Consider the following 23,072-nt stretch of genomic DNA (forward strand, 5'->3'; position numbering starts at 1 on the left):
CCGATGGTACTGCACTCGACAGGGTGTGGGAGAGTAGGACACCGCCGGAACATCCTTGCGAAAGGCCCCCAACACAGTTGGGGGCCTTTTTGCGTAATATTGTCTTTTCCTCATGTGCGGTCCGATGTTTTGGAGCAATCTCACAGGGAACAGCCAGACTGTGTGCGGTTCGATCACGCATGATGGAGAGAGACAGTAGGTAGTAGTCGACGCGGCATCCTCTGGACGGGAGAGCGTCGACCCAAACGGAGGTGTAATGGTCGCAGCGACGACAACCGCTGACCGCGCGCCGGTTGCTCCCCTCAGACCGCTTCGCTCGAGCTGGTGGCAACTGAGACTCCCGGCGACGTTCGGATATCTGGCGGCACTTGTCGCTGTCACCGTGGTCTTCTCCGTGCTCAGCGATTCCGCGCAAACGCGGGTGGTGCTGCACGCGAGCACGAATCTGCACAATCTGCTGAACGGCCGTATCGGCACCGTGTTCTCGAGTGCGCTGGTGATCGGAGATGTCAGTGCCGCCTGGGTGCTGATCCCATTACTCGGCTGTCTGCTCGCCCTTGCCGAGCTGCGGTTCGGTGCGGTGCATATGGCGCGTGTCTTCCTGGCCGGACATATCGGGGCCACCCTCCTGGTTGCCGCTGGCCTCTGGATCGCCATCGAGGCCGATTGGCTGCCCGCGAGTATCCGGTGGGCCCAGGACGTGGGGGTCAGTTACGGCGCCATGGCGTTGGTGGGCGCGATCGTTGTCGCCATCCCGCATCGCTGGCGTATCGCCTGGTCCACCGTGTGGTTCATCGTTGCCGCCGAGGGTGTGCTGATCGAGCAGACCTTCACCAATGTCGGCCATCTGGTCGCCTTCGGTATCGGAACAGCGGTCGGCTTCGGGATGATCCGGGCCAAGGCGGCGTCGACCCGCAGACTCACCAGGGTCGAATCCGGCCTGCTCGCCGTGAGCGCGATCCTCGCGGCCATCCTGCTCATGGGCTGACAATCCGATGCGATAGGGCTGACGCCAGGCGGGACCGGGCACTCACCTACAGTGCTTGGGTGCGCCTAGTGATTGCTCGCTGTCAGGTCGACTACGTAGGGCGACTCACCGCCCATCTCGCCATGGCCCGCCGATTGCTGCTGATCAAAGCGGACGGTTCGGTCCTTGTGCATTCCGACGGCGGCTCGTATAAGCCGCTCAACTGGATGAGCCCGCCGTGCTGGTTGCAGGAGCGCGATGGTGACGCGGTACCGGAGGGCGCGAAGGCCTTCTGGGTGGTCACCAATAAGGCGGGTGAGGAACTGCGCATCACCATCGAGGACGTCGAGCACGACTCCTCGCATGAGCTCGGCATCGACCCAGGTTTGGTGAAAGACGGTGTGGAGGCCCATCTTCAGGAACTGCTCGCCGAGCATGTGCAGACCCTCGGTCCTGGCTACACGCTGATCCGCCGTGAATACATGACCGCCATCGGCCCGGTGGACCTGCTCTGCCGTGATGCCGACGGCGCCACCGTGGCCGTCGAGATCAAGCGCCGCGGCGAAATCGACGGCGTCGAACAACTGACCCGCTACCTCGAACTGCTGAACCGCGATCCACTCCTGGCTCCCGTGGCGGGTGTCTTCGCGGCCCAGCAGATCAAGCCGCAGGCTCGCACCCTCGCCGAGGATCGCGGCATTCGCTGCCTGACCCTCGATTACGACGCCCTGCGCGGCACAGAGAGCAACGAATTCCGCCTCTTCTAGCCAATCCCCCGCCCGCTGTACACGAATTTGCTGGACGCGCACGGATTCGCCCCGCCAAGCCGTGCGCGGGGGTTGAGAACTGATGAGCTGCTTCTCGGCGAGGGGCAGCGTTATTTGGTAATGCTCTGGATCGCAGTACTCGCCGGGAAGTTACCCGAAGAGGATGAATGCCTCGTGGAGGCTTGTAAGACCTCAACTCCTCCGGGAGTCGGCAGTGGCCGGTGAAGCAGGAAGGGCTGCGGCGAGAGAATCGCTGTGACTCGCTCAACGGTAGGACGGACTGTGCGCGGTGTGCGCCAGGCCACGACCTAGGCTTGTCGCATGCCCCGACGGAAACCGCGGACGGAACGCCAGGTGGGCCGCTCGCACTCGGGCGGCCCACCGACCAGTGACGTATTCGGTCGACGGGAGGCGGGGCCGGACAGCGACGAGATGTACATCGTGCGGACTGTTCCGGGCAGTCGGGCGATCAAAACCTATCGCTGCCCGGGCTGTGATCACGAAATCCCGCCCGGGGTGGCACATATCGTCGCCTGGGCGGTCGATGACGGTGAGGACGATCGCAGGCACTGGCATCGTGGCTGCTGGAACGGCCGTCGGACACGGCGGATTACGCGTCGTTGGTCGTGAATAGCGTTGGGGCACTGAAGCGCCCGTGCCACACATTAGGAAGGCCGCCCCGGTTCCGGGGCGGCCTTCGGTGTGAATTCGGTTGGGGTGTTGCGTTTGTCGCCGCTCTGCCCGCCGGTGTCAGTTGCTGATTTCGACGTTCTCGCGCTCGTCGGCGTCGATGTCGTCTTCCTCGGCCGAGACCTCGGGGATCGCCTTGGTGCGCGAACCACTGGTGACCGACTTGGTGCCGCCGCCGATCGACTTGCGCTGATCCGGAACACCGTCCAGCAGTTCGCTTTCCCGGTTGACCGCCGCGAGCATGGCGGGCACCGAGTCGAGCTGACCGCGGATGCCGAGCAGCTGGGCGAGCACCCGGCCGCGCAGCACGCGCATCTCCTCGGCGAGTTCCTTCGCGTGCGCGATCTTGCGCTCGGAGGTCTGGGTGGCGGAGGTGATGAGGCGGTTGGACTCGTCGGTCGCGTCCTTGATCCGCTGAGCGGCCTCGGCGCGGCTGGTGGCCTCGAGCTCCTCCATGGCGCGGGTGAGCTTGGTGCGACGCTCGGCCATGGTGGCCTCGAAGTCCTGCTGGGTCGCCTTGCGCTTGGCGTCGGCTTCCTTGCCGAGACGGTCGGCCTCGGCCTGGGCGGCCTCGATGATCTTTGCGGATTCGGTACGCGCATTCGCGAGGGTCTGCTCGAATTCGATTTCGAGCGCCTCGCGCTTCTCCTTGGTTTCGGCGAGCAGCGATTCGTACTTACCACGCATTTCGGTGGCCTGCTGCTCGGCGATCGACACCATTTCCGCCGCCTCGGCCTGCGCGAGAGCGCGCACTTCGGAGGCCTCGTCGGAGGCCAGGCGCAGCATCCGAGAGATGCGGTCGGACATACCTTCCGCAGTGGTTGGCGGAACCGAAAGGCGATCGACTTCCTTACGGAGTTCGTCGATCTCGTCCCGCGCGTCCTCCAGCTGGCTGGCGAGGTTACGGGCTTGCGCCGCAGCGGCATCCCGATCTGTGGCGGTGACCCTTAACTCGGCATCGAAACGGTCGAAGTAGTTGCGTACCTCGTCTTGCGCATAACCCTTGCGCACAACGGTGAAGGGCAGTGCAACGAAGCGATTGCGATCGGACTCAGGTGACGACATGGCACACAAACTACAGCCTACTTGCACCTCATGGTGACTCGACCGCGAATGTGATCGGGACGAGTTTTTCAGGCCCGATCTTGATACTAGTGCGTAACATTCGAGTTTGGCTCGACCAACTCGATCAGCACACCGCCAGCATCCTTCGGGTGTATGAAATTGATGCGGGAATCCGCGGTTCCGTGCCGAGGGGCGTCGTACAGCAAACGCAGACCTCGATCACGAAGATACGTGGAGACGGCCTCGATATCGGTGACCCGATAGGCGAGTTGCTGAAGTCCCGGTCCGCTGCGGTCGATGAACTTGGCGATTGTCGAGTCCGCGTTCAAAGGAGCCAGCAACTGCAGAGCAGTCGCGCTGTCCGCTGCGGCGGGCAGCGACAGCATCGCCTCGTGCACACCCTGCGCCTCGTTGATCTCACGATGGGTCTCGATCATGCCGAGATTCTCGGCGTACCAGGCGATTGCGGCATCCAGGTCCGGCACGGCGATGCCGACGTGGTCGACGGCGATGACGTAGTCGCCGGGGATGAAGTTCGACGGGTCCATAACGTTGCTCACCAATCGAACGTAGCGCCTGATCGGACGCAGTCGGGCGGAAGGCCGCCATTAGTCCCTTGCGCTCGGCCCAGCGCAGGTGAGGGCGCCGCGTACCTGGAGAGGGTCGGTCGAGTAGGACAAGCTACCGTTGAGTACAGAGGTTGACGCCGCGCATTGTTCCGTGCAGTACGGAGTGTGCGGCGCTGTTCCGATCAATGAATGCGAGGCTCGTCGTGACCACAACCGTGATCGTCTCCGGTGCGCGTACCCCGGTCGGTCGGCTGCTCGGGGGTCTGAAGGACTTCAGCGGTTCCGACCTGGGCGGTTTCGCCATCAAGGCGGCGCTGGAGAAGGGCGGCATCGCGCCGGAGCAGGTCGACTACGTGATCATGGGCCAGGTGCTCACCGCGGGCGCGGGCCAGATCCCGGCTCGGCAGGCCGCGGTCGCCGCCGGCATCCCGATGGATGTGCCCGCGCTGACGCTGAACAAGGTGTGCCTGTCCGGTATCAACGCGATCGCACTCGCGGATCAGTTGATCCGCGCTGGCGAGTACGAGATCGTCGTCGCCGGTGGCCAGGAATCCATGAGCCAGGCCCCGCATCTGCTCGAAAAGAGCAGGGAGGGCTTCAAATACGGCGATGTGACGATGCGCGACAGCATGGCCTACGACGGTCTGCACGACATCTTCACCGACCAGCCGATGGGTGCGCTGACCGAACAGCGCAACGACACCGAGCCGGTCAGCCGGGAGGATCAGGACGCGTTCGCGGCTGCCTCGCATCAGCGGGCGGCGGCGGCATGGAAGAACGGCGTCTTCGATGACGAGGTGGTTCCGGTCGCGGTGCCGCAGCGCAAAGGCGATCCGGTCCTGGTGGGCACCGATGAGGGCATCCGCGCCGACACCACCGCCGAATCGCTGGCCAAGCTGCGCCCGGCCTTCCGCAAGGACGGCACCATTACCGCTGGCACCGCATCGCAGATCTCCGACGGTGCGGCCGCGGTGGTCGTGATGAGCAAGGAGAAGGCGCAGTCGCTCGGTCTGAGCTGGATCGCCGAGATCGGCGCCGCTGGCGTTGTCGCCGGTCCGGACTCGACCCTGCAGGATCAGCCCGCCAATGCCATTGCCAAGGCCTGTGCGCGCGAAGGCATTTCGCCCGCCGAGCTGGATCTGGTCGAGATCAACGAGGCGTTCGCGGCGGTCGGTATCGCCTCGACCCGCAAGCTGGGCATCGATCCGGAGAAGGTGAACGTCAACGGTGGCGCGATCGCCATCGGCCACCCGCTCGGCATGTCGGGTGCCCGCATCCTGCTGCACCTGGCGCTGGAGCTGAAGCGGCGTGGCGGCGGTATCGGCGCGGCCGCCCTGTGCGGTGGCGGCGGTCAGGGTGACGCCCTGATCATCAAGGTTTAGTTCCCGCTTCCGTCGGCCCGGCATATACCGGGCCGACGGGGGCCGCGGGCCGAAGTGTGACCAGTTCAACTACGACGTGTCGTAGCAGTCCGGCACAATGGTGGCCATGGGCAATTTCTTCGACACGACCACCGTGGCCAAGCGGTTCCGCTTCATTGCTGTGCTGGAGGCGATCTCCTGGGTTTTCTTGATCGTCGGCATGGTGTTCAAGCGCCTGCCCGAACCGGTCACCTGGCCGGTCAGGGTGTTCGGGATGACGCACGGCATCATCTTCATCCTGTTCGTGATCACCGCGATCCTCGCCGCCCGTGAGCTGGCCTGGAATGCCAAGACAACGGTGCTCGCACTTTTGTCGAGCATTCCGCCGTTCTGCACCGTGCTCTTCGAGGTGTGGGCGGTGCGCGCTGGTCAGCTCGGTGAGCTGAGCAACGTCACTTCCGCCGACACCGGAGCCCCGACGACTGCGTCGTATTAGCGGGACTCGCAGGCTCTCCGCGGTTACGCAAGCTACCGCCTACGAGCCCTGAGCTCCCCCCGCGGCGACACCGTGACAAACTGGAAGCCGTGACTCGACCTGCCGCACGCCGCCCTTCGCCAGCCGTTGCCGCCGCTATGTCCGGTGCGGTGGATCTGTCCAGCCTCAAGCAGCCCCCGGCCGGTGCGTCGGATGGTGGGGGCGGCGATTACGCCGTCTCCGAGGTGGACTTCGAAACGAAGGTGCTGCGCCGGTCGATGCAGGTGCCGGTGGTGGTCGCGCTGTACTCGCAGCGCAGTCCCGGCAGCGTCGAGTTGGTGCGCACGCTGGAGCGACTGGTCGCCGAGGGCGGCGGCACCTGGGATCTGGCCACCGTCGAGGCCGAGAGCAATATGCGCATCGCGCAGGCGTTCGGCGTGCAGGGCATTCCGACGGTGATCGCCGTGGCGGGCGGTCAGCCGCTCGCGGACTTCCAGGGCGCCCAGCCGGAGCCGCAGGTCAAGCAGTGGCTCAGCGCGGTCATCGACGCCGTCGCGGGCAAGCTGGAAGGCGAAGGCGGTGCCGAGCCGCAGCCCGTCGACGACCCCCGTTTCGTCGCCGCGGAGGCCGCGCTGGAGCGCGGTGACATGGCCGGTGCCGAAGCGGCCTATGAGGCCATAATCGCCGCCGAGCCGGGCAATGAAGAGGCAAAGAACGCGCTGCGCCAGTTGCGCTTCCTGTCCCGTGCCCAGGCCGTACCGGACTCCGCGATCGCAACCGCGGACGCCGATCCGGCCAATATCGACGCCGCCCTTGCTGCCGCCGACGTGGAGATGCTGCACCAGCAGCCCGATGCCTCGTTCGACCGGTTGATCGCGGTGATCAAGAAGACAGCGGGCGATGACCGCACCAAGGCCCGCACTCGCCTGCTCGAACTCTTCGAATTGTTCGACCCGGCAGAACCTTTCGTCGTCGCCGCGCGCCGCAAGCTCGCCGCGGCCCTCTACTGACGGGCGCACCCTCGGGGAGTCAGGCCTCGGGGGTCAGCCAGATGGCGCTGTTGGCGGGTAGGGCGACGGTGGAGGAGGCGGGGCGGCCGTGCCACGGTTCGTCGGTCGCCTTGATGCCGCCGAGGTTTCCGATGCCGGAGCCGCCGTATTCGACGGCGTCGGTATTGAGGATTTCGCGCCAGGTGCCGGTGCTCGGCAGGCCGACGCGGTACTCGCCGTGGACCGAGCCGGAGAAATTGAAGATGCAGGCGATGACCGAGCCGTCGGAGCCGTAGCGCAGGAAGGCGATCACATTGTGGTCGCGGTCGTCGGCCTGGATCCAGGAATAGCCGCCCGGGCTGGTGTCCTGGCTCCACAGCGCGGGATGGGCACGATAGACCGCGTTCAGATCCCGCACGGCGGTCGTAATGCCCCGGTGCAGTGGGTTTTCCAGTTCGTGCCAGTCCAGGCCGCGGTCGTGCGACCATTCCCGGAACTGGCCGAAATCCTGTCCCATGAACAGCAATTGCTTACCGGGATGCGACCACATGTAGGCCAGCAGTGCGCGCACGCCCGCCGCCTTGGCGAAATCATCGCCGGGCATTCTGGTCCAGAGTGTGCCCTTGCCGTGCACGACCTCGTCGTGGCTGATGGGCAGCACGTAGTTCTCGCTCCATGCGTACACCAGCGAGAAGGTGATCTCGTTGTGGTGCCAGGAGCGGTGGATCGGATCGCGACCCAGGTAGCCGAGGGTGTCGTGCATCCAGCCCATATTCCACTTCATGGTGAAGCCGAGACCGCCGACATCGGTGCCGCGGGTGACACCGGGCCAGGTGGTGGACTCCTCGGCGATGGTGACGACGCCGGGGTGGTAGCGATGCACGGTTTCGTTCAGATCCTGCAGGAAGTCGACGGCCTCCAGATTCTCTCGGCCGCCGCGCACATTGGGTTCCCAATCTCCGTCGGCGCGTGAGTAATCCAGGTACAGCATGGAGGCGACGGCGTCGACGCGCAGTCCGTCGATGTGGAATTCCTCGATCCAGTACCGCGCGTTGGCGACCAGGAAGTTGCGCACCTCATTGCGGCCGAAGTCGAAGATGTAGGTGCCCCAGTCGAGCTGCTCGCCGCGGCGCGGGTCGGCGTGCTCGTAGAGTGCGGTGCCGTCGAAGCGGGCCAGGGCCCATTCGTCGCGGGGGAAGTGGGCGGGCACCCAGTCGAGCAGGACGCCGATGCCCGCGGTGTGCATGCGGTCGACGAAGGCGCGGAAGTCGTCGGGGGAGCCGAAGCGGGCGGTGGGTGCGTAGTAGGAGGTGACCTGGTAGCCCCAGGAGCCGCCGAACGGATGCTCGGCGATCGGCAGCAGTTCGATATGGGTGAATCCGGCGGCGTGCACGTAATCGGCCAACTGGTCGGCCAATTCGCGATAGCCGAGGCCGGGCCGCCACGAGCCGAGGTGCACCTCGTAGACGCTCATCGGCCCACGGGTCGGATCGGTGCGCTCGCGTGCGGCGATCCACTCGCTGTCGGACCAGGTGTAGGTGCTCTTGGTGACGACAGATGCGGTGGCAGGCGGCATCTCGGTTGCGAAGGCCAGCGGATCCGCGTGATCGACGGTTCGGCCGTCCGCGCCGTTTATCCGATACTTGTACTTCGTGCCCACCTCGACGCCGGGCACGAAAACCTCCCACACCCCGGAGGCACCAAGTGAGCGCATCGGCGCGGTGTGTCCACTCCACCCGTCGAAATCCCCGATTACGGTGACGCCGCGGGCATTCGGTGCCCAGACGGCGAACGAGGTGCCGTCCACCTCGCCATCGGGGGTGGTGTAGTGACGCGGGTGCGCGCCGAGCACGTTCCACAGCCGCTCATGGCGGCCCTCGCCGAGGAGATGCAGATCCAGCTCACCGACGGTGGGCAGGAAGCGGTAGCCGTCCGCGCTGATGATCGTCTGCCCGCCTTGGCAATTGGTGACGATGCGGTAGTCCATCAGATCGGGGTGCGGGACGACACCGGCGAAAACGCCGTGCCCCAACGACTTCAGCGGATGGTCCACACCGCCGACCCGGGCGAAGACGGTATCGGCGTGAGGGCGCAGCACTCGGATGACGGTGCCATCGGGATGTGGATGCGCGCCGAGCACGGTATGCGGGTCGGTATGTGTGCCCGCCGCGAGCAGCATCAGATCGCGGCGCTTCATCGAAAGGTCCTGCGGAAGGCCAATTCCGCGCGTGCCTGCTGCGGTACCGCGGGCAGCGTGAGGATATGGGCGACCGCGTGGGCCGGATCCAGCCGTACATAATTCGTCTGCGCCCAGTGGTATTCCTCGCCGCTGACCTCGTCGAATACCACCGGATGGTCATGCCATTCCCGGCCGATCGCGGGCAGATCGAGCGAGATCATGCCCCATTCGGCCGCATAGGGATTCAGATTCACCACGACCAGCACGACATCGCCGCTGACCGGATCGACCTTCGAATAGGCGAGCAGCGCATCGTTGTCCACGTGGTGGAAGTGGATGCACCGCAGCTGCTGTAGCGCCGGATGTGCGCGGCGGATCTCATTGAGCCGAGTGATCCACGGCTCCAGCGATTCTCCGCGCGCGAGCGCCTCCGCGAACGGGCGCGGGCGCAGTTCGTATTTCTCCGAATCCAGGTATTCTTCGCTGCCCGGCCGGACCGCCTGGTGCTCGAAGAGTTCGAATCCGGAGTAGACACCCCAGGTCGGGGCCATGGTCGCGGCGAGCACGGCGCGAATGGCGAACATGCCGGGCCCGCCGTGCTGCAGGCTTTCGTGCAGGATGTCGGGGGTGTTGACGAATAGGTTCGGCCTGGCCTCATCGGCCTTGGCGGCCAGCTCGTTGCCGAATTCGGTCAGTTCCCATTTGGCGACGCGCCAGGTGAAATACGTATAGGACTGGCTGAATCCGCGGCGGGCCAGACCGTAGAGCCGGGCCGGTCGAGTGAACGCCTCGGACAGGAAGATCACCTCGGGATCGGTGCGCCGCACGGTCGCGATCAGCCATTCCCAGAAGTCGGCGGGCTTGGTATGCGGGTTGTCGACGCGGAAGATCTTGACGCCCAGGCCGATCCAGTGCCGCACGACGCGCAGGACCTCCGCGTACAGACCGTCCGGATCGATGTCGAAATTGACCGGGTAGATGTCCTGGTACTTCTTCGGCGGATTCTCGGCGTAGGCGATGGTGCCGTCCGGGAGCGTGGTGAACCACTCCGGGTGAGCGGCGACCCATGGATGATCCGGTGCGCACTGCAGGGCCAGGTCGAGCGCCACTTCGAGGCCGAGTTCGGTTGCGGTGGTGACGAATTCGGCGAAGTCGGCGGTGGTACCGAGTTCGGGATGGAGGGCGTCGTGTCCGCCGTCCTTCGAGCCGATCGCCCACGGGGAGCCGACATCATCCGGTTCGGCGGAGAGCGCGTTGTTGCGGCCTTTGCGGTTGATCTCGCCGATCGGGTGGATGGGCGGCAGGTAGACCACGTCGAAACCCATGCTGGCAATGCGCGGCAATTCCTTGGTGGCGGTGGCGAAATTGCCGTGGATCGGGTTGCCTTCGGCATCGTGGCCGCCCGTCGAGCGCGGGAAGAACTCGTACCACGAGCCGTACAGCGCGCGTTGGCGTTCCACCAGCACGGTGTGCTGCGGGCCGCGGGTGACCATGTCCCGCAATGGCGTAGCGCGCAGGATCTCGGCGACCTCGGTGCCGAATGCGGGCGCGACACGAGCGGGTAACTGTTCATCGCTGCGCAGCGCCGCCGCTGCCGCGCGCAACCGCTCGAACTGCTTCTTGGGTACGGCCTGCGCGACGCGTTCGAGCAGCCGGGCGCCGAGTTCGAGATCGTTGTCCAGATCGGCGGCGCTCTGACCGACGGCCAGCTTCGCCTCCACCGCCGCCCGCCAGGTGGCGATCGGATCGCTCCAGCCCTCGATGCGGTAGGTCCACGCGCCCGGCAGGTTGGGGACGAAGGTGGCGTTGAAGACGTCCGGCTCGAAGTCCGGTGTCATGCGAATGCGGGTGGTCCGCGCCGATCCGGGACCGCGCACCGCGAGCGTGGCGGAGACGGCGTCATGCCCCTCGCGCCAGACCACGGTGCGCACCGGAAAGACCTCGCCGACGGCGGCCTTGGCCGGGCGGCCGCCCGGTATCGACGGGGCGGTGTCATCGATGGCGATGCGGCCGGTCACGTCGACCAACCTACCGGGTGTGGGGCGGTTGGTCCGGATCAGCGTGCGTCGGCCGCCAGTCCGAGGCCGAGCGCGACCAAGATCGCGCCGAGGGCGCGTTCCACCCGCTGGCGGATGCCGGTGCGACGCAACCAGGTCCCGGCCCGATCGGCCACCAGCACGATGCCGACGCACCAGGCCGTATCGATGACCAACTGGATGGCCGCCAGGATGAGCACGGTCGGCAGTACCGGACCGGTCGACGGCAGGAACTGCGGCAGGATCGTCAGGCCGAAGACGGCCGCCTTCGGATTCGCGGCAATCGAGATCAGCGATGCGCGGAAGGCCGAGCCGGGGGTGCGGCCGGTGGGCAGCATCTTGGTCATCGTGGCGCCGAATTCGTCGTCGCCGCGCGCCCCGCGCCAGGCCTGTACGCCGAGCCAGATCAGCACCAGCGCGCCGATGACGTGCACCGCGGTATTCATGAACCGGTTCGCGACCAGCAGCACCGACAGGCCCGCGCCACCGGCGAGCGTCCATCCGAACACACCTATTTCGTTCCCCGCCACCGCGGCCAGACCCGCCGCGCGCCCGTCGCGCACCGCGCGCTGGAGGAACAGTGCGGTCGCGGGTCCGGGTAGGGCGGCCAGGATGAGACAGGCCAGCAGGAACTGTGGGAGCACATCGATCCAGTGCGGCATCAGCCGATGCTGCCATTTGTGCCGGGGTTGTCGCGACCGATATTCCGGCGGGTCCGCGTCGGTGGGCGGCTCGTGCATTGCACGATGACGGGCCCGGCGCGTGTAGTCCTGTCGTCAGGTCCGCGTGTAGTCCTGTCGTCAGGTATGTGAGCGGCTCCGCCGGTGCGTGCGCACGGGTGACCTGGGGCGCTGTGGCCACCCGGGGACTCGGCATTCGGTAGGGTTCCGCACGTGAAGGCACTCCGTCGTTTCACCGTCCGTGCCCATCTGCCCGAGCGTTTGGCGGCCCTGGGCGAACTTTCCACGAATCTGCGCTGGTCGTGGCATTGGCCCACGCAGGACCTGTTTGCCGAGCTCGATCCCGAGTTGTGGCGCGAGGTGAGCCGCGATCCGGTGCGGATGCTGGGGGAGGTGCCCGCGGCGCGGCTCGACGAGTTCGCCGCCGACGCGGACTATGTCGGCCGGGTGAACGCCGCGGCCGCGGATCTGCACGACTATCTGACCCGGCCGGGCTGGTTCCAGCGGCAGACCGACGAGCCGGTGCGCGGTATCGCCTACTTCTCGATGGAGTTCGGCGTCACCGAGGTACTTCCGAACTATTCGGGCGGGCTCGGGATTCTCGCCGGTGATCATCTGAAGGCCGCCTCCGATCTGGGGTTGCCATTGATCGGCGTCGGATTGCTGTACCGCTCCGGCTATTTTCGGCAGTCGCTGACCGCGGACGGCTGGCAGAGCGAGCACTATCCCGCGCTCGACCCGCAGGGCCTGCCGCTGCGATTGCTGACCACCGACGGCGCGCCGGTACTGATCCATGTGGCGATGCCCGACCAGCGGGTGCTGCGGGCGCGGGTGTGGATCGCGCAGGTCGGGCGGGTGCCGCTGCTGCTTTTGGATTCCGATATCGCCGAGAACGATCCGGAGCTGCGCTCGGTCACCGACCGGCTCTACGGCGGCGATCAGGACCATCGGATCAAGCAGGAGATCCTGGCCGGTATCGGTGGGGTGCGGGCGGTACGCGCATACACCCGTGCGGCCGGACTGCCGGATCCCGATGTATTCCACATGAACGAGGGCCACGCCGGATTCCTCGGCGTCGAGCGGGTCCGTGAATTGGTTTCGACCGGACTCGATTTCGACACGGCGCTGGCCGCGGTGCGGGCGGCGACGGTGTTCACCACGCATACTCCGGTGCCCGCGGGCATCGACCGGTTCCCGATGCCGTTGGTGCGCAGGTACTTCGGCGGCGGCCACGGTGAATCCGAATCCGCGATGCTGCCCGGACTTTCCATCGACCGGATCGTGGCGCTGGGCCGCGAAGCCGATCCGTCGGTGTTCAATATGGCGCATATGGGCTTGCGACTCGCCCAGCGCGCCAACGGTGTTTCCAAACTGCACGGCGAGGTGAGCCGTGCCATGTTCGCGCCGCTGTGGCCCGGATTCGATGCGACCGAGGTGCCGATCGGTTCGGTCACCAATGGTGTGCACGCTCCGACCTGGGCAGCGCGCGAATGGTTCGACATGGCCCGCGAATACATCGGACCCCAGCTCGTCGAGGAGGCGCGGGGCTGGGAGAAGCTGCGCGATATCGACCTGGCTGAACTGTGGTCGACCCGGAATACCTTGCGCGCCACCCTCGTTGCCGAGGTGCGCCGCCGGGTGCGCGCCTCCTGGTTGGAGCGCGGTGCCGCATCGGCCGAATTGGATTGGGTCGATGGCGTTTTCGATCCGAATGTGCTGACCGTCGGCTTCGCCCGGCGGGTGCCGACCTACAAGCGGCTGACCCTGATGTTGCGCGATCCACAGCGCTTGCGTGCGCTGCTGCTGAATCCGGATCGGCCGATGCAGTTGGTCGTCGCGGGTAAGAGCCATCCGGCCGATGACGGCGGCAAGGCGCTGATCCAGCAGGTCGTCCGCTTCGCCGACGATCCGCAAGTGCGCCATCGCATCGTCTTCCTGCCCGATTACGACATGTCGATGGCCCGCTACCTGTACTGGGGTTGCGATGTGTGGCTGAACAATCCGCTGCGTCCGCTGGAGGCCTGCGGCACCTCCGGGATGAAGTCAGCGCTCAATGGCGGGCTCAACCTCTCCATCCGCGATGGCTGGTGGGATGAGATGTACGACGGCGAAAACGGTTGGGCCATACCGACCGCCGACGGCGTCACCGACGAACACCGCCGCGACGATCTCGAGGCGGCCGCCCTCTACGACCTCTTCGAACGCATGGTGGCACCGCGGTTCTACGACCGCGATCTCTCCGATATGCCGGTGCGCTGGGTCGAGATGGTGCGCCACACCCTGGAAACCCTCGGGCCGAAGGTGCTGGCCTCCCGCATGGTCCGCGACTATTCGGTCGAGTACTACGCGGCCGCCGCGGTCGCCGGGAAACGCGCGAGCGCCGACGAATTCGCTGGTGCCCGAGCGATTTCGGAGTACCGCCGTCGAGTGGAGGCCGCCTGGCCCTCGGTCAAGGTGATCCAGGTCGACAGCGCGGGCCTGCCCGACACCCCCATCATCGGCGCCGAACTCTCCCTCTCCGCCCGCATCGACCTCGGCGGTCTCACCCCCGCCGACGTCACCATACAAGCCGTACTCGGCCGCGTCTCCCCGACCGACGACCTCTCCGACATCAGCAGTTACCCCATGACCCACACCGGATCCGACTCCGGCACAGACCTTTTCACCGTCGAAACCCCGGTCCCGCTCTCCGGTGCCGTCGGCTACACGATCCGCATACTCCCGCATAACGAATTACTCGCCGGCGACGCCGAACTGGGCTTGGTCATCGCTCCGAGCGCCTAACCGGTGTCGGCGCTGTGAAAGCGCCGGATGCGGAGCTCGATTATCTCGGCCCCGTACTCGACGCGAGTCGGCCGTCGGATTCCCCCAGGATCGGGACCGGGCGTAACAACTTCGCGAGTTGGACCAGGTCTTTGGGGTCCCAGGGGAGGGGGCCGGTGGGGAAGCTGAAGCGGAGTATGCGGTGGGGGGTGGCTGCTTCGAAATCGAATAGGCGAACCAGAGGTTGATCGTGGCCTTGGTGCCCCTGGTGAAATCCAGGCCGCGAAAGGTGGTGGCGCCGCCGAGTAGGGAGATGGCTATCGTGACGCTGCTCACGAATGTCCGCACCCGGCCCATGGGGCGAGTTCTCGGGCTCAGTGAACTGTCGGCTACCGTGCCCTGGCACCCTTGTACTAATTTTCGACTGGAGAACCCTATGGTCACCGACGTTCTGAGCCGGACCCGAGGACGTTTGGACACGTACTTCGGCATCAGTTCGAACGGCTCGACCATTAAGCGTGAGCTGATGGCCGGAACGATCACCTTCCTGGCCATGTCCTACGTGCTCGCGGTGAATCCATCGGTACTCGGCGACCAGGGCGCGCTCGGCGCCAAGGGCATTCCCATGCAGGCGGTCTTCACCGCGACGGCCGTCGCCGCGGTATTCGGCACGCTGGTGATGGGCATATGGGCCAGATATCCCATCGCGCTTGCGCCGGGTATGGGCCTCAATGCCTTCTTCGCCTACTCGGTGGTGCTCGGAATGGGAATCCCGTGGCAGGCGGCGCTGTCGGGAACCTTCCTGTCCGGGGTGATCTTCTTCGTGCTCGCGGTCACCAAGGTGCGCGAACGCATTCTCGATGCGATTCCGATGCAGATGAAGCTGGCCGTCGGCGCGGGCATCGGCATGTTCGTGGCGTTCCTCGGCCTGAAGAATGCGGGCATCGTGGTCAATAGCGATGCCACGCTGGTGACGCTCGGCAACTTCACCAAGGGCACCACCCTGCTTGCGCTGTTCGGCCTGGTCGTGACCGTGGTGTTCCTGGTCATCGGCTGGCACGGCGCGGTGCTGTACGGCATCGTGCTCACGGCGGCGGTCGGCGTCATCAGCGGTCTGGTGGATCTGCCGCACGGTGTCGTCGCGATGCCGCGGGGGCTCGAGCACACCTTCGGCCAAGCGATCATCCATCTGCCGGACGCCTTCACCGGCCAGATGGCCGTCGTCATCCTCACCATGCTGTTCGTCGACTTCTTCGACTGCTCCGGCACCCTGATCGGCGTGGCCAACCAGGCCGGGTTGCTCGACAAGGACGGCAAGTTGCCGCGCGCGGCCAGCGCACTCGCGGCCGATTCGGTGGGCACCATGGCGGGCGCGGTCATCGGGACCTCCACCACCACCGCCTATGTCGAATCGACCGCGGGTGTCTCGGCGGGCGGGCGGACCGGCATGACCGCCGTAACCACGGCGGGCTGGTTCCTGATCGCCATGTTCTGCTACCCGATCTTCGCGGTCGTCGCGGGCTCGTCCGCCATAACCGCGCCCGCGCTCATCGTGGTCGGCGTGCTCATGGCCCGTGCGCTCGGCGAGATCGACTGGAACCGGCTGGAGTACTCGATCCCGGCCTTCATCACCGTCATCATGATGCCGCTGACCTACTCGATCGCGAACGGACTGGCAATGGGGATGCTGTTCTACCCGATCGTCATGACCGCGAAGGGGCGCGTCAAAGAGGTGCATCCGGCGATGTGGGCGCTGCTGGTGATGTTCCTCGGATACTTCTTCTTCCTGGCGGAATAACACCGAGGATCGCGCAGTTGGCGTGCTCTGTGCGATAATCGGACCGCAGTCCGTTTCATTGCCGAGGCTAAACAGTCACTGTTCGAACCGATGCAGGGATAGGGACCAGCATGACCAACCACAGCACGCTCGAGCGCCCCGGCGGCTCGAGCATCACGACTTTCGACAACTCCGCCACCGATCTCGGCCTCTTGCTGCTGCGCGTCGTCTTCGGCGGCCTGCTCGCCGCGCACGGCAGCCAGAAACTGTTCGGCTGGTTCAACGGCGTGGGCTGGAGCCGCAACGCCGCGACCTTCGATTCGATGGGTTACAACCCGGGCAAACTGTTCGGCACGCTTGCCGGACTGAGTGAATTCACCGGCGGCATCCTGCTGCTGCTCGGCCTGCTGACCCCGCTGGCCTCGGCCATCGTATTGGGCACCATGATCAACGCGATCAATACCACCTGGCACGGCGGCCTGCTGACCGGCAAGGGCTATGAAATGCCCCTGCTGTTCGCCACCGTCGGCGCGGTCGTCGCCTTCACCGGCCCCGGCAAGTTCTCCCTCGACAGCGGCCGCCCGTGGCAGCGTCACGGCGTGGTGTGGGGCATTGCCTCGATTGTGTTGGCCGTGGTCGCTGCCGTCATCACGCTGATCTTGAAGTGGACGCTCTGATCTGTTGATATGTGCGGAGCGGTGACGGTCGCCGCGCCGCTGCTCTATTTGGGCCCCAATCGATTTCACGTCGCATCGGGGTGCGAATGCAGGACCGTGGTCGCGCCGCTGGAATTCGTAACCGGTTTCCCGGAGTGAGGACCGGATCCCTTTGGCGTGCAGTTCTTTTCGCAGATGCGCGACCAGATCGTCCGGACGGGCACCGGTGTGATCGACGAGCAGGTAGAGGCGGGTTTTGCCGGAGGACACCCTGGACAGTTCCAGCAGCGACGCCAGATGGAAATCGGGGTCGAGGCGGTCGCCGTGAAACTTGCCGCGCCGCCGGGGGTGTGTCCGTCGAGGTCGGCATCGGTGAGTGCGAAGATCGCACGACATTCGGCCAAAGATCTTGCGCTGATCGAGAATTCGTCGAGAGTGTCGATATTTGGCTGGTGCGTCATTGAGAAACGGTCTCATGCGTGGACCGGCTGCGACGGCGGCACATGGTGTCCCCGCGCCGCGTGCAGGGCTTGGCGCGGGGACCGCCGATACATCCGGTGTGGAATTGGGGGTCCACCGAAGTATCGGATCTCAACTTACTTCTGTCTGGAAGTAATGGAGCGCTTTGTGAGTGGTATCACAGTTCGGCCTGATCAGGCGCTTGCGGCGGTCAGCCGCCGGAGTGCTCTGGTGACGACCTCCGGATCCGCGGTCTCCCAATACGGCGGCAGTGAGGCGCGCAGATAGCCGCCGTAGCGTGCGGTCGCCAAACGCGAATCCAGGATCGCCACGACACCGCGGTCATCGACGCTGCGCAGGAGCCTGCCGGTGCCCTGGGCCAGCAGCAATGCGGCGTGATTGGCCGCGACGGTCATGAAGCCATTGCCCCCGCGCGATTCCACCGCACGCTGCCGCGCCGTCAGCAGCGGATCGTCGGGGCGGGGGAACGGGATCCGATCCAGGATGACCAGGCTCAGCGACGGACCGGGCACATCGACGCCCTGCCACAGTGACAGCGTGCCGAACAACGAGGTCTCCGGATCGTCGGCGAACTTGCGTACCAGTGCGCCGGTTGCGTCGTCCCCTTGACATAAAACGGGCGTGTCCAGCCGCTCGCGCAGTGCCTCGGTGGCCGCGCGGGCGGCGCGCATCGAGGAGAACAGACCGAGTGTGCGGCCGCCCGCGGCGGTGATCAGCCGCTCGATTTCGTCGAGATAGGCCGGTGCCAAACCGTCGCGGCCGGGGGCGGGCAGATGTTTGGCGACGTACAGGATGCCGGATTTGGCATGGTCGAACGGCGAACCGACATCGAGCGAACTCCAGCGCACGGTATCGGCGTCCGAGGGCGCTTCGGCGCCGTTCGCGGTTGCGGTATCGCTGCGATTGGCCGATTGCGCGGGCAGACCCCAGGTGCTGGCGAGTCCGTCGAAGGAGCCGCCGATCTGCAAGGTCGCCGAGGTCAGCACGACGGTGGCAGTGCCGAAGAGTCTGCTGCGCAGGAGCCCGCCCACCGCTAGTGGCGCCATCCGCAATGTCCGCCGGGCGACGCCGCGGATCTCGTCCGCGGCGAGCCAGATGACATCGGTGCGTTTGGCCGGATCGGGTTCATCGAACGCGGTCAAGGCGCGCACCGCGCTGTCGTGCACCTCATCGATGGCGGCCAGTGCCTGGGTGCGGGCGGCGGCACTCTCCGGGTCGCCCTGTGCGGTAGTACCGCCCTGTGGTGCGAGCGCGGTGCGGGCATTCCAGGCTGCGTCACGCACCAGCGCCAGTACCGGCGCGATGCCATCGGGCAGGGCGTCCCAGCGGGCGGCGGGCAGTTCGTCCAGCACCGTGTGCCAAGCCTCGGCGGCCTCCTCCAGCCGGTCCACTTCCTGCTGGTCGATGAGTTTGGCGCAGCGCCGGGCCGCGGCACTGATCGCCGAGGCGGCCAGTTCGGCGGTGGCCACGCCGGTGACCCGGTCGACCAGCTCATGCGCCTCATCGATGACGACCACATCGTGTTCGGGCAGGACCTGGATGCCGCTGATCGCGTCGATGGCCAGCAGCGCGTGATTGGTCACTACCACGTCGGCCTGCGCCGATTCCGCCCTGGCCCGCTCGGCGAAACAATCCTGGCCGAACGGGCAGCGCGACTTGCCGAGGCATTCCCGCGACGACACGCTGACCTGCCGCCAGGCCCGGTCGGTGACGCCGGGGACGAGCTCGTCCCGGTCGCCGGTCTCGGTATCGGAGGCCCACTCGTTGAGCCGCTGCACCTCCCGGCCGAGCCGGGAGATGGCGAACGCGTCGAAGAGCTCCGCCTCCTGCGGCTCGTCCGGTATCGCGCTATTGATCTTGTTCAGGCACAGATAGTTGTTGCGCCCCTTGAGGATCGCGAATTTCGCGGCCCGGCCCAGCGGCTTGCTCAGCGCCTCGGCCAGTCGCGGCAGATCCCGATCGACGAGCTGACGCTGCAGTGCGATCGTCGCGGTCGACACCACCACCGTGCGCCCGGTCCGCACCGCATGACGCAGGCTCGGCACCAGATACGCCAGCGATTTCCCGGTCCCGGTCCCCGCCTGCACCGCGAGGTGCTCCCCGGTATCGATCGCATGGTCCACCGCTGCCGCCATCGTCAGCTGCCCGACGCGCTCCTTCCCGCCGAGCGCATGCACAGCGGTGGCCAAAAGCTCGGGGACGGGCGGCAGTTCGGGCACGCGACGAGCCTACTGCGTGGAACCGACAGAGATCACCGCCCGATCCGGTCCGCACGGTACTTCGCACACCTTCGCCATGCGACCCGGCGCGTCCTACGGCATGTCGGGGTGCACGATGCTGCCGCGGACCGGGCTACCGGGCGACCGACCCCTCGAGATCCACGCCCGCCGTGCGCATGCGATCGAGGGCGGCGGTGGTGGTCTCCGGTGCCACGCCCGCGGTGAAGTCCAGCAGCACCCGGGTGTCGAACCCTTCGATGCGGGCATCGAGGGCGGTCGCGCGGACGCAGTGGTCGGTGGCTATCCCGACGATGTCGAGTTCGTCGATGGCGTGCTCGCGCAACCAGTCGGCCAGGCTGGTGCCGTCCTCGGTGGCGCCCTCGAAACCCGAGTAGGCCGCGGAATATTGGCCCTTGGAGAAGATCTCCTGGATCGGCGCGGTATCGAGGTTCGGGTGGAAATCCGCACCGGAGGTGCCGACCCGGCAGTGCGGCGGCCAGGTGTCCACGTAATCGGGATGTTCGGAGAAATGTCCGCCCGGATCGATGTGGTAATCGCGGGTCGCGACGACCGCACTGTAATGCGTGGAGTTCAGATAGTCGGTGATGCGACGGGCGACCATGGCCCCACCGCTGACGGCGACTGATCCGCCCTCGCAGAAATCGTTCTGCACGTCGACGATGATCAACGCTCGGTTCATGTCGACCTCACTTTCTCAGGATGTCGTGCACCGAGATGTAAACGCTCGGGGTCCTGTCTGTGGATTACATTGTGCCGCCTGATCGATAGGGCGGGCCACGGCACTTGGAGGAACACGTGAACAGCACCGTCAGAATTTCGATCGCATACGTCATCGGCTACACCGCCTATCTCGCTACCGCCTTTCTGCTCGGCGACCGACCCGACGCGGTCGGTGACTGGGTGCGGCTGCTGATCAAGGGCTTGCTGATCGTGCTGATAGCGGTTTCGACCGTCGAATGGCTGGCCGAGCGGCGCAACGCCCACGCCGCCGCGCCCCTGGTCAGTTCAGAAATGTCGTCGGAATCGCAGGCTCCCCATCCGACAGTTTCAGGCCCTCCCACGGCAGGCTGACCAGCCCGCGGGAAACCAGCTTGCGACTGTCCGCGAGCGTGGGCAGTCCATCGACCACCGCACCGCCGCGCACCAGCGGAACCAAAAGCTCGCGCATTTCGAATCCGTTTGCGGCGGGCTGGGTTCCGGCGGCCTGGTAGATGATCTCCTCGACCACGGTGCCGGTCCGGCGGGACAGCCGGACCGCCTTTTTGGTGCCGCCGCGTGACTCCTTGTGACTGCTGCGTTTGGCCACGGGCAGCCCGTCCACCTCGACCAGTTTGTAGACCATGCCCGCGGTAGGCGCTCCGGACCCGGTGACCAGCGACGTCCCGACGCCGTAGGCATCGACGGGTTCGGCGCGCAATGCGGCGATCGCATATTCGTCGAGATCGCCGGAGACCACGATGCGGGTCTTGGTCGCGCCGAGCCGGTCGAGTTGTTCGCGCACCTGCCTGGCCAGCACGCCGAGATCACCGGAGTCGATACGCACGCCGCCCAATTCGGGTCCGGCGACCTCGATGGCGGTGGCCACGCCCTTGGTGATGTCGAAGGTGTCCACCAGCAGGGTGGTGCCGATGCCGAGCGCATCGATCTGGCCGCGGAAGGCGGCCGCCTCGTGCGCGCCGTCGGCGGAGCTGTGCAGCAGGGTGAACGCGTGCGCGCTGGTGCCCGCGCCGGGCACGCCGAAGCGGCGCACGGCCTCCAGGTTGGAGGTGGCGTCGAAACCGGCCAGATATGCGGCGCGCGAGCTGGACGGTGCGGCCAGTTCGTGGGCCCGGCGCGAGCCCATCTCGATCATCCGGCGTCCCGCGGCGGCGCTCACCATGCGTGCGGCGGCCGAGGCGATCGCGCTGTCGTGGTTGAGGATCGACAGGGCCAGCGTCTCCAGCAGGACGCATTCGGCGAAGCTGCCGCGCACCGAAAGGATCGGGGAGCCCGGGAAATACAGCTCACCCTCCGGATAGCCGTCGATATCACCGGTGAAGCGGTAGTCGCGCAGCCAGTCGACGGTCTTCGAGTCCAGGAAGCCCGCCGCGATATCGAGCTCCGGTTCTTCGAAACGGAAGTGCGCCAGTGCGTCCAGCAGGCGGCCGGTACCCCCGACCACACCGTAACGGCGACCATTCGGCAAGCGCCGGGCAAACACCTCGAAGCTGCAGCGGCGCTGCGCCGAGCCGTCGCCGAGCGCGGCCGCGAGCATGGTCAGTTCGTACTGATCGGTCAGCAAGGCGGTGCTGCGCATGTCCACCAAGTCACTGTAGACAGCGGTCGCGCGCGTGCCGGGCCGGTGCTGCCGGGGCGTCTGCCGAATCCAGGTGTGCGGGTGTTGTGTATCCGGAGTCGAGTCGTACCCTGAGTGTTATGGCCTTGTGCAAATCGAACGCGACACTGTCGGCGGCACAGGCGACTCCGGAAGCGGTCGAGTACACCGAGATCCTGGAGGCCGAGGACCGTCCGTGGGTGACGGTCGTCTGGGACGATCCGGTCAACCTCATGCACTATGTCGCCTACATCTTCCAGAAGCTGTTCGGCTACAGCAAAGCGAAGGCGACCGAATTGATGCTCAAGGTGCACAACGAGGGCAAGGCAGTGGTGTCGTCGGGTTCGCGGGACAAGATGGAACAGGACGTGCGAAGGCTGCACGCGGCGGGACTCTGGGCGACCATGCAACGGGACGACTGATCGTACGACTACGCTGACGTCAGTGCGGAAGTGGAGCCGGAAGAACTCGCTGAGCGGCCTCAAGCTGCGATCCGAGATGGACGCGCGTGAGGCGAGCGTGCTGCGGTCCCTGGTCGGTGCGGTCTCCGGGCTGCTGACCGAGCGGGCCGAATCCGCGCCCGCCGACGAACTCACCGAACTGACCGGGTTGCGTGGCGGCAATACGACGCCGCCCGAGGATCCCCGGCTGCACCGGCTGCTGCCGGACTTCCACCGCAGCGAACCCGGTTCCCCCGACGCCGACCGCGCCGATCTCAATAGTGCCCTGCGCGGCCTGCACGAACCGGAGATCATCGACGCCAAGCTGGCCGCGGGGTCGGTGGTGCTGAATACGGTGCCCACCGACGGCGGGAAGATCGTGCTGACCCCCGAGCAGGCCGATGCCTGGTTGACCGCGCTCACCGATGTGCGGCTGGCATTGGGCACGGTGCTCGGAATCGATGCCGACACACCCGATCACCTCGAACCCGATGACCCGCGCGGGCCGCATCTGGATGTGTACCACTGGCTCACCTGGATGCAGGATTCGCTGCTGCAGGCCCTCGCACCCTGACCGCGCCGCCGCTGGCCGGAAGACGCCATCCTGGATCGGTGCCGAGTAGT

Annotated in this window: 20 protein-coding genes; 12 read left to right on the plus strand and 8 right to left on the minus strand. The window is 66.3% G+C overall.

The window, feature by feature from the left end:
* Positions 1–256: 256 nt before the first annotated feature.
* The 3 genes from ABZW16_RS11825 to ABZW16_RS11835 all read left to right on the plus strand — a co-directional run bounded on the left by ABZW16_RS11825 (position 257) and on the right by ABZW16_RS11835 (position 2,364).
* On the plus strand, positions 257–988 hold the full coding sequence (locus ABZW16_RS11825; RefSeq protein WP_354954885.1) for a rhomboid-like protein: 732 nt from the start codon (positions 257–259) through the stop codon (positions 986–988).
* A 59-nt stretch (positions 989–1,047) separates the two neighbouring features.
* Positions 1,048–1,734 carry an endonuclease NucS gene (gene nucS, locus ABZW16_RS11830; protein ID WP_354954887.1) on the plus strand — a complete coding sequence of 229 codons (687 nt, stop codon included), beginning with the start codon at positions 1,048–1,050 and terminating at the stop codon, positions 1,732–1,734.
* Positions 1,735–2,055: 321 nt separating this feature from the next.
* Complete coding sequence (locus tag ABZW16_RS11835; protein ID WP_354954889.1) at positions 2,056–2,364, plus strand: ATP/GTP-binding protein; 309 nt, start codon at positions 2,056–2,058, stop codon at positions 2,362–2,364.
* Positions 2,365–2,484: 120 nt separating this feature from the next.
* Here ABZW16_RS11835 and ABZW16_RS11840 read toward each other — a convergent pair whose 3' ends face one another.
* Both ABZW16_RS11840 and mce read right to left on the minus strand, forming a co-directional pair.
* Entirely contained in the window at positions 2,485–3,489 is a 1,005-nt protein-coding gene (locus tag ABZW16_RS11840; RefSeq protein WP_354954891.1) for a hypothetical protein, read from the minus strand.
* A gap of 86 nt (positions 3,490–3,575) precedes the next feature.
* Positions 3,576–4,037, minus strand: a complete 462-nt coding sequence (mce, locus tag ABZW16_RS11845; RefSeq protein ID WP_354955023.1) for a methylmalonyl-CoA epimerase — start codon at positions 4,035–4,037, stop codon at positions 3,576–3,578.
* A gap of 224 nt (positions 4,038–4,261) precedes the next feature.
* Here mce and ABZW16_RS11850 point away from each other — a divergent pair, with 224 nt between their 5' ends.
* From ABZW16_RS11850 to ABZW16_RS11860, 3 genes are all read left to right on the plus strand, one after another.
* Entirely contained in the window at positions 4,262–5,440 is a 1,179-nt protein-coding gene (locus ABZW16_RS11850) for an acetyl-CoA C-acetyltransferase (protein WP_354954893.1), read from the plus strand.
* 106 nt (positions 5,441–5,546) lie between these two features.
* Positions 5,547–5,915, plus strand: a complete 369-nt coding sequence (locus ABZW16_RS11855) for a DUF3817 domain-containing protein (RefSeq protein ID WP_354954895.1) — start codon at positions 5,547–5,549, stop codon at positions 5,913–5,915.
* Between the two features lie 137 nt (positions 5,916–6,052).
* Entirely contained in the window at positions 6,053–6,904 is an 852-nt protein-coding gene (locus ABZW16_RS11860; protein WP_354955025.1) for a tetratricopeptide repeat protein, read from the plus strand.
* Positions 6,905–6,923: 19 nt separating this feature from the next.
* Here the strand turns inward: ABZW16_RS11860 and glgB are convergent, their stop codons facing one another.
* Genes glgB through ABZW16_RS11875 form a run of 3 tightly spaced genes read right to left on the minus strand, consistent with a single transcriptional unit; the run spans position 6,924 to position 11,760 of the window.
* Positions 6,924–9,080 (minus strand): 1,4-alpha-glucan branching protein GlgB, encoded by a 2,157-nt coding sequence (gene glgB, locus ABZW16_RS11865; protein WP_354954897.1) that lies wholly within the window; start codon positions 9,078–9,080, stop codon positions 6,924–6,926.
* Positions 9,077–11,080, minus strand: a complete 2,004-nt coding sequence (locus tag ABZW16_RS11870) for an alpha-1,4-glucan--maltose-1-phosphate maltosyltransferase (RefSeq protein WP_354954899.1) — start codon at positions 11,078–11,080, stop codon at positions 9,077–9,079. Before ABZW16_RS11870 ends, glgB begins: the two co-directional genes overlap by 4 nt.
* 38 nt (positions 11,081–11,118) lie before the next feature.
* Positions 11,119–11,760, minus strand: coding sequence for a LysE family translocator (locus tag ABZW16_RS11875; protein WP_354954901.1), 642 nt, complete (start codon positions 11,758–11,760; stop codon positions 11,119–11,121).
* Between the two features lie 231 nt (positions 11,761–11,991).
* Here ABZW16_RS11875 and glgP point away from each other — a divergent pair, with 231 nt between their 5' ends.
* The 3 genes from glgP to ABZW16_RS11890 all read left to right on the plus strand — a co-directional run bounded on the left by glgP (position 11,992) and on the right by ABZW16_RS11890 (position 16,995).
* Positions 11,992–14,562, plus strand: coding sequence for an alpha-glucan family phosphorylase (gene glgP, locus ABZW16_RS11880; RefSeq protein WP_354954903.1), 2,571 nt, complete (start codon positions 11,992–11,994; stop codon positions 14,560–14,562).
* Positions 14,563–14,977: 415 nt separating this feature from the next.
* A complete protein-coding gene (locus tag ABZW16_RS11885) occupies positions 14,978–16,339 on the plus strand; it encodes an NCS2 family permease (RefSeq protein ID WP_354954905.1) in 1,362 nt (453 codons plus the stop codon).
* A 110-nt stretch (positions 16,340–16,449) separates the two neighbouring features.
* Positions 16,450–16,995: a DoxX family protein gene (locus ABZW16_RS11890; protein WP_354954907.1), complete on the plus strand. Its 546-nt coding sequence runs from the start codon at positions 16,450–16,452 to the stop codon at positions 16,993–16,995.
* 632 nt (positions 16,996–17,627) lie between these two features.
* On the opposite strand, the gene ABZW16_RS11895 is transcribed toward ABZW16_RS11890, so the two are convergent.
* Together ABZW16_RS11895 and ABZW16_RS11900 are read right to left on the minus strand one after the other, a co-directional pair.
* Entirely contained in the window at positions 17,628–19,673 is a 2,046-nt protein-coding gene (locus ABZW16_RS11895) for an ATP-dependent DNA helicase (protein ID WP_354954909.1), read from the minus strand.
* A gap of 133 nt (positions 19,674–19,806) precedes the next feature.
* Positions 19,807–20,373 (minus strand): nicotinamidase, encoded by a 567-nt coding sequence (locus tag ABZW16_RS11900; protein ID WP_354954911.1) that lies wholly within the window; start codon positions 20,371–20,373, stop codon positions 19,807–19,809.
* Positions 20,374–20,489: 116 nt separating this feature from the next.
* On the opposite strand from ABZW16_RS11900, the gene ABZW16_RS11905 reads away from it, so the two are divergent.
* Positions 20,490–20,765, plus strand: a complete 276-nt coding sequence (locus tag ABZW16_RS11905) for a hypothetical protein (protein WP_354954913.1) — start codon at positions 20,490–20,492, stop codon at positions 20,763–20,765.
* Here ABZW16_RS11905 and ABZW16_RS11910 read toward each other — a convergent pair.
* Entirely contained in the window at positions 20,695–21,990 is a 1,296-nt protein-coding gene (locus ABZW16_RS11910; protein WP_354955027.1) for a nicotinate phosphoribosyltransferase, read from the minus strand. The genes ABZW16_RS11905 and ABZW16_RS11910 overlap by 71 nt on opposite strands.
* A 119-nt stretch (positions 21,991–22,109) precedes the next feature.
* Here ABZW16_RS11910 and clpS point away from each other — a divergent pair, with 119 nt between their 5' ends.
* Both clpS and ABZW16_RS11920 read left to right on the plus strand, forming a co-directional pair.
* Entirely contained in the window at positions 22,110–22,430 is a 321-nt protein-coding gene (gene clpS / locus ABZW16_RS11915) for an ATP-dependent Clp protease adapter ClpS (RefSeq protein ID WP_354954915.1), read from the plus strand.
* A 22-nt stretch (positions 22,431–22,452) separates the two neighbouring features.
* Positions 22,453–23,022, plus strand: coding sequence for a DUF2017 domain-containing protein (locus ABZW16_RS11920; protein WP_354954917.1), 570 nt, complete (start codon positions 22,453–22,455; stop codon positions 23,020–23,022).
* The last annotated feature ends 50 nt before the right edge of the window (positions 23,023–23,072 follow it).

Source organism: Nocardia sp. NPDC004604 (assembly GCF_040609795.1).
GTDB lineage: Bacteria > Actinomycetota > Actinomycetes > Mycobacteriales > Mycobacteriaceae > Nocardia.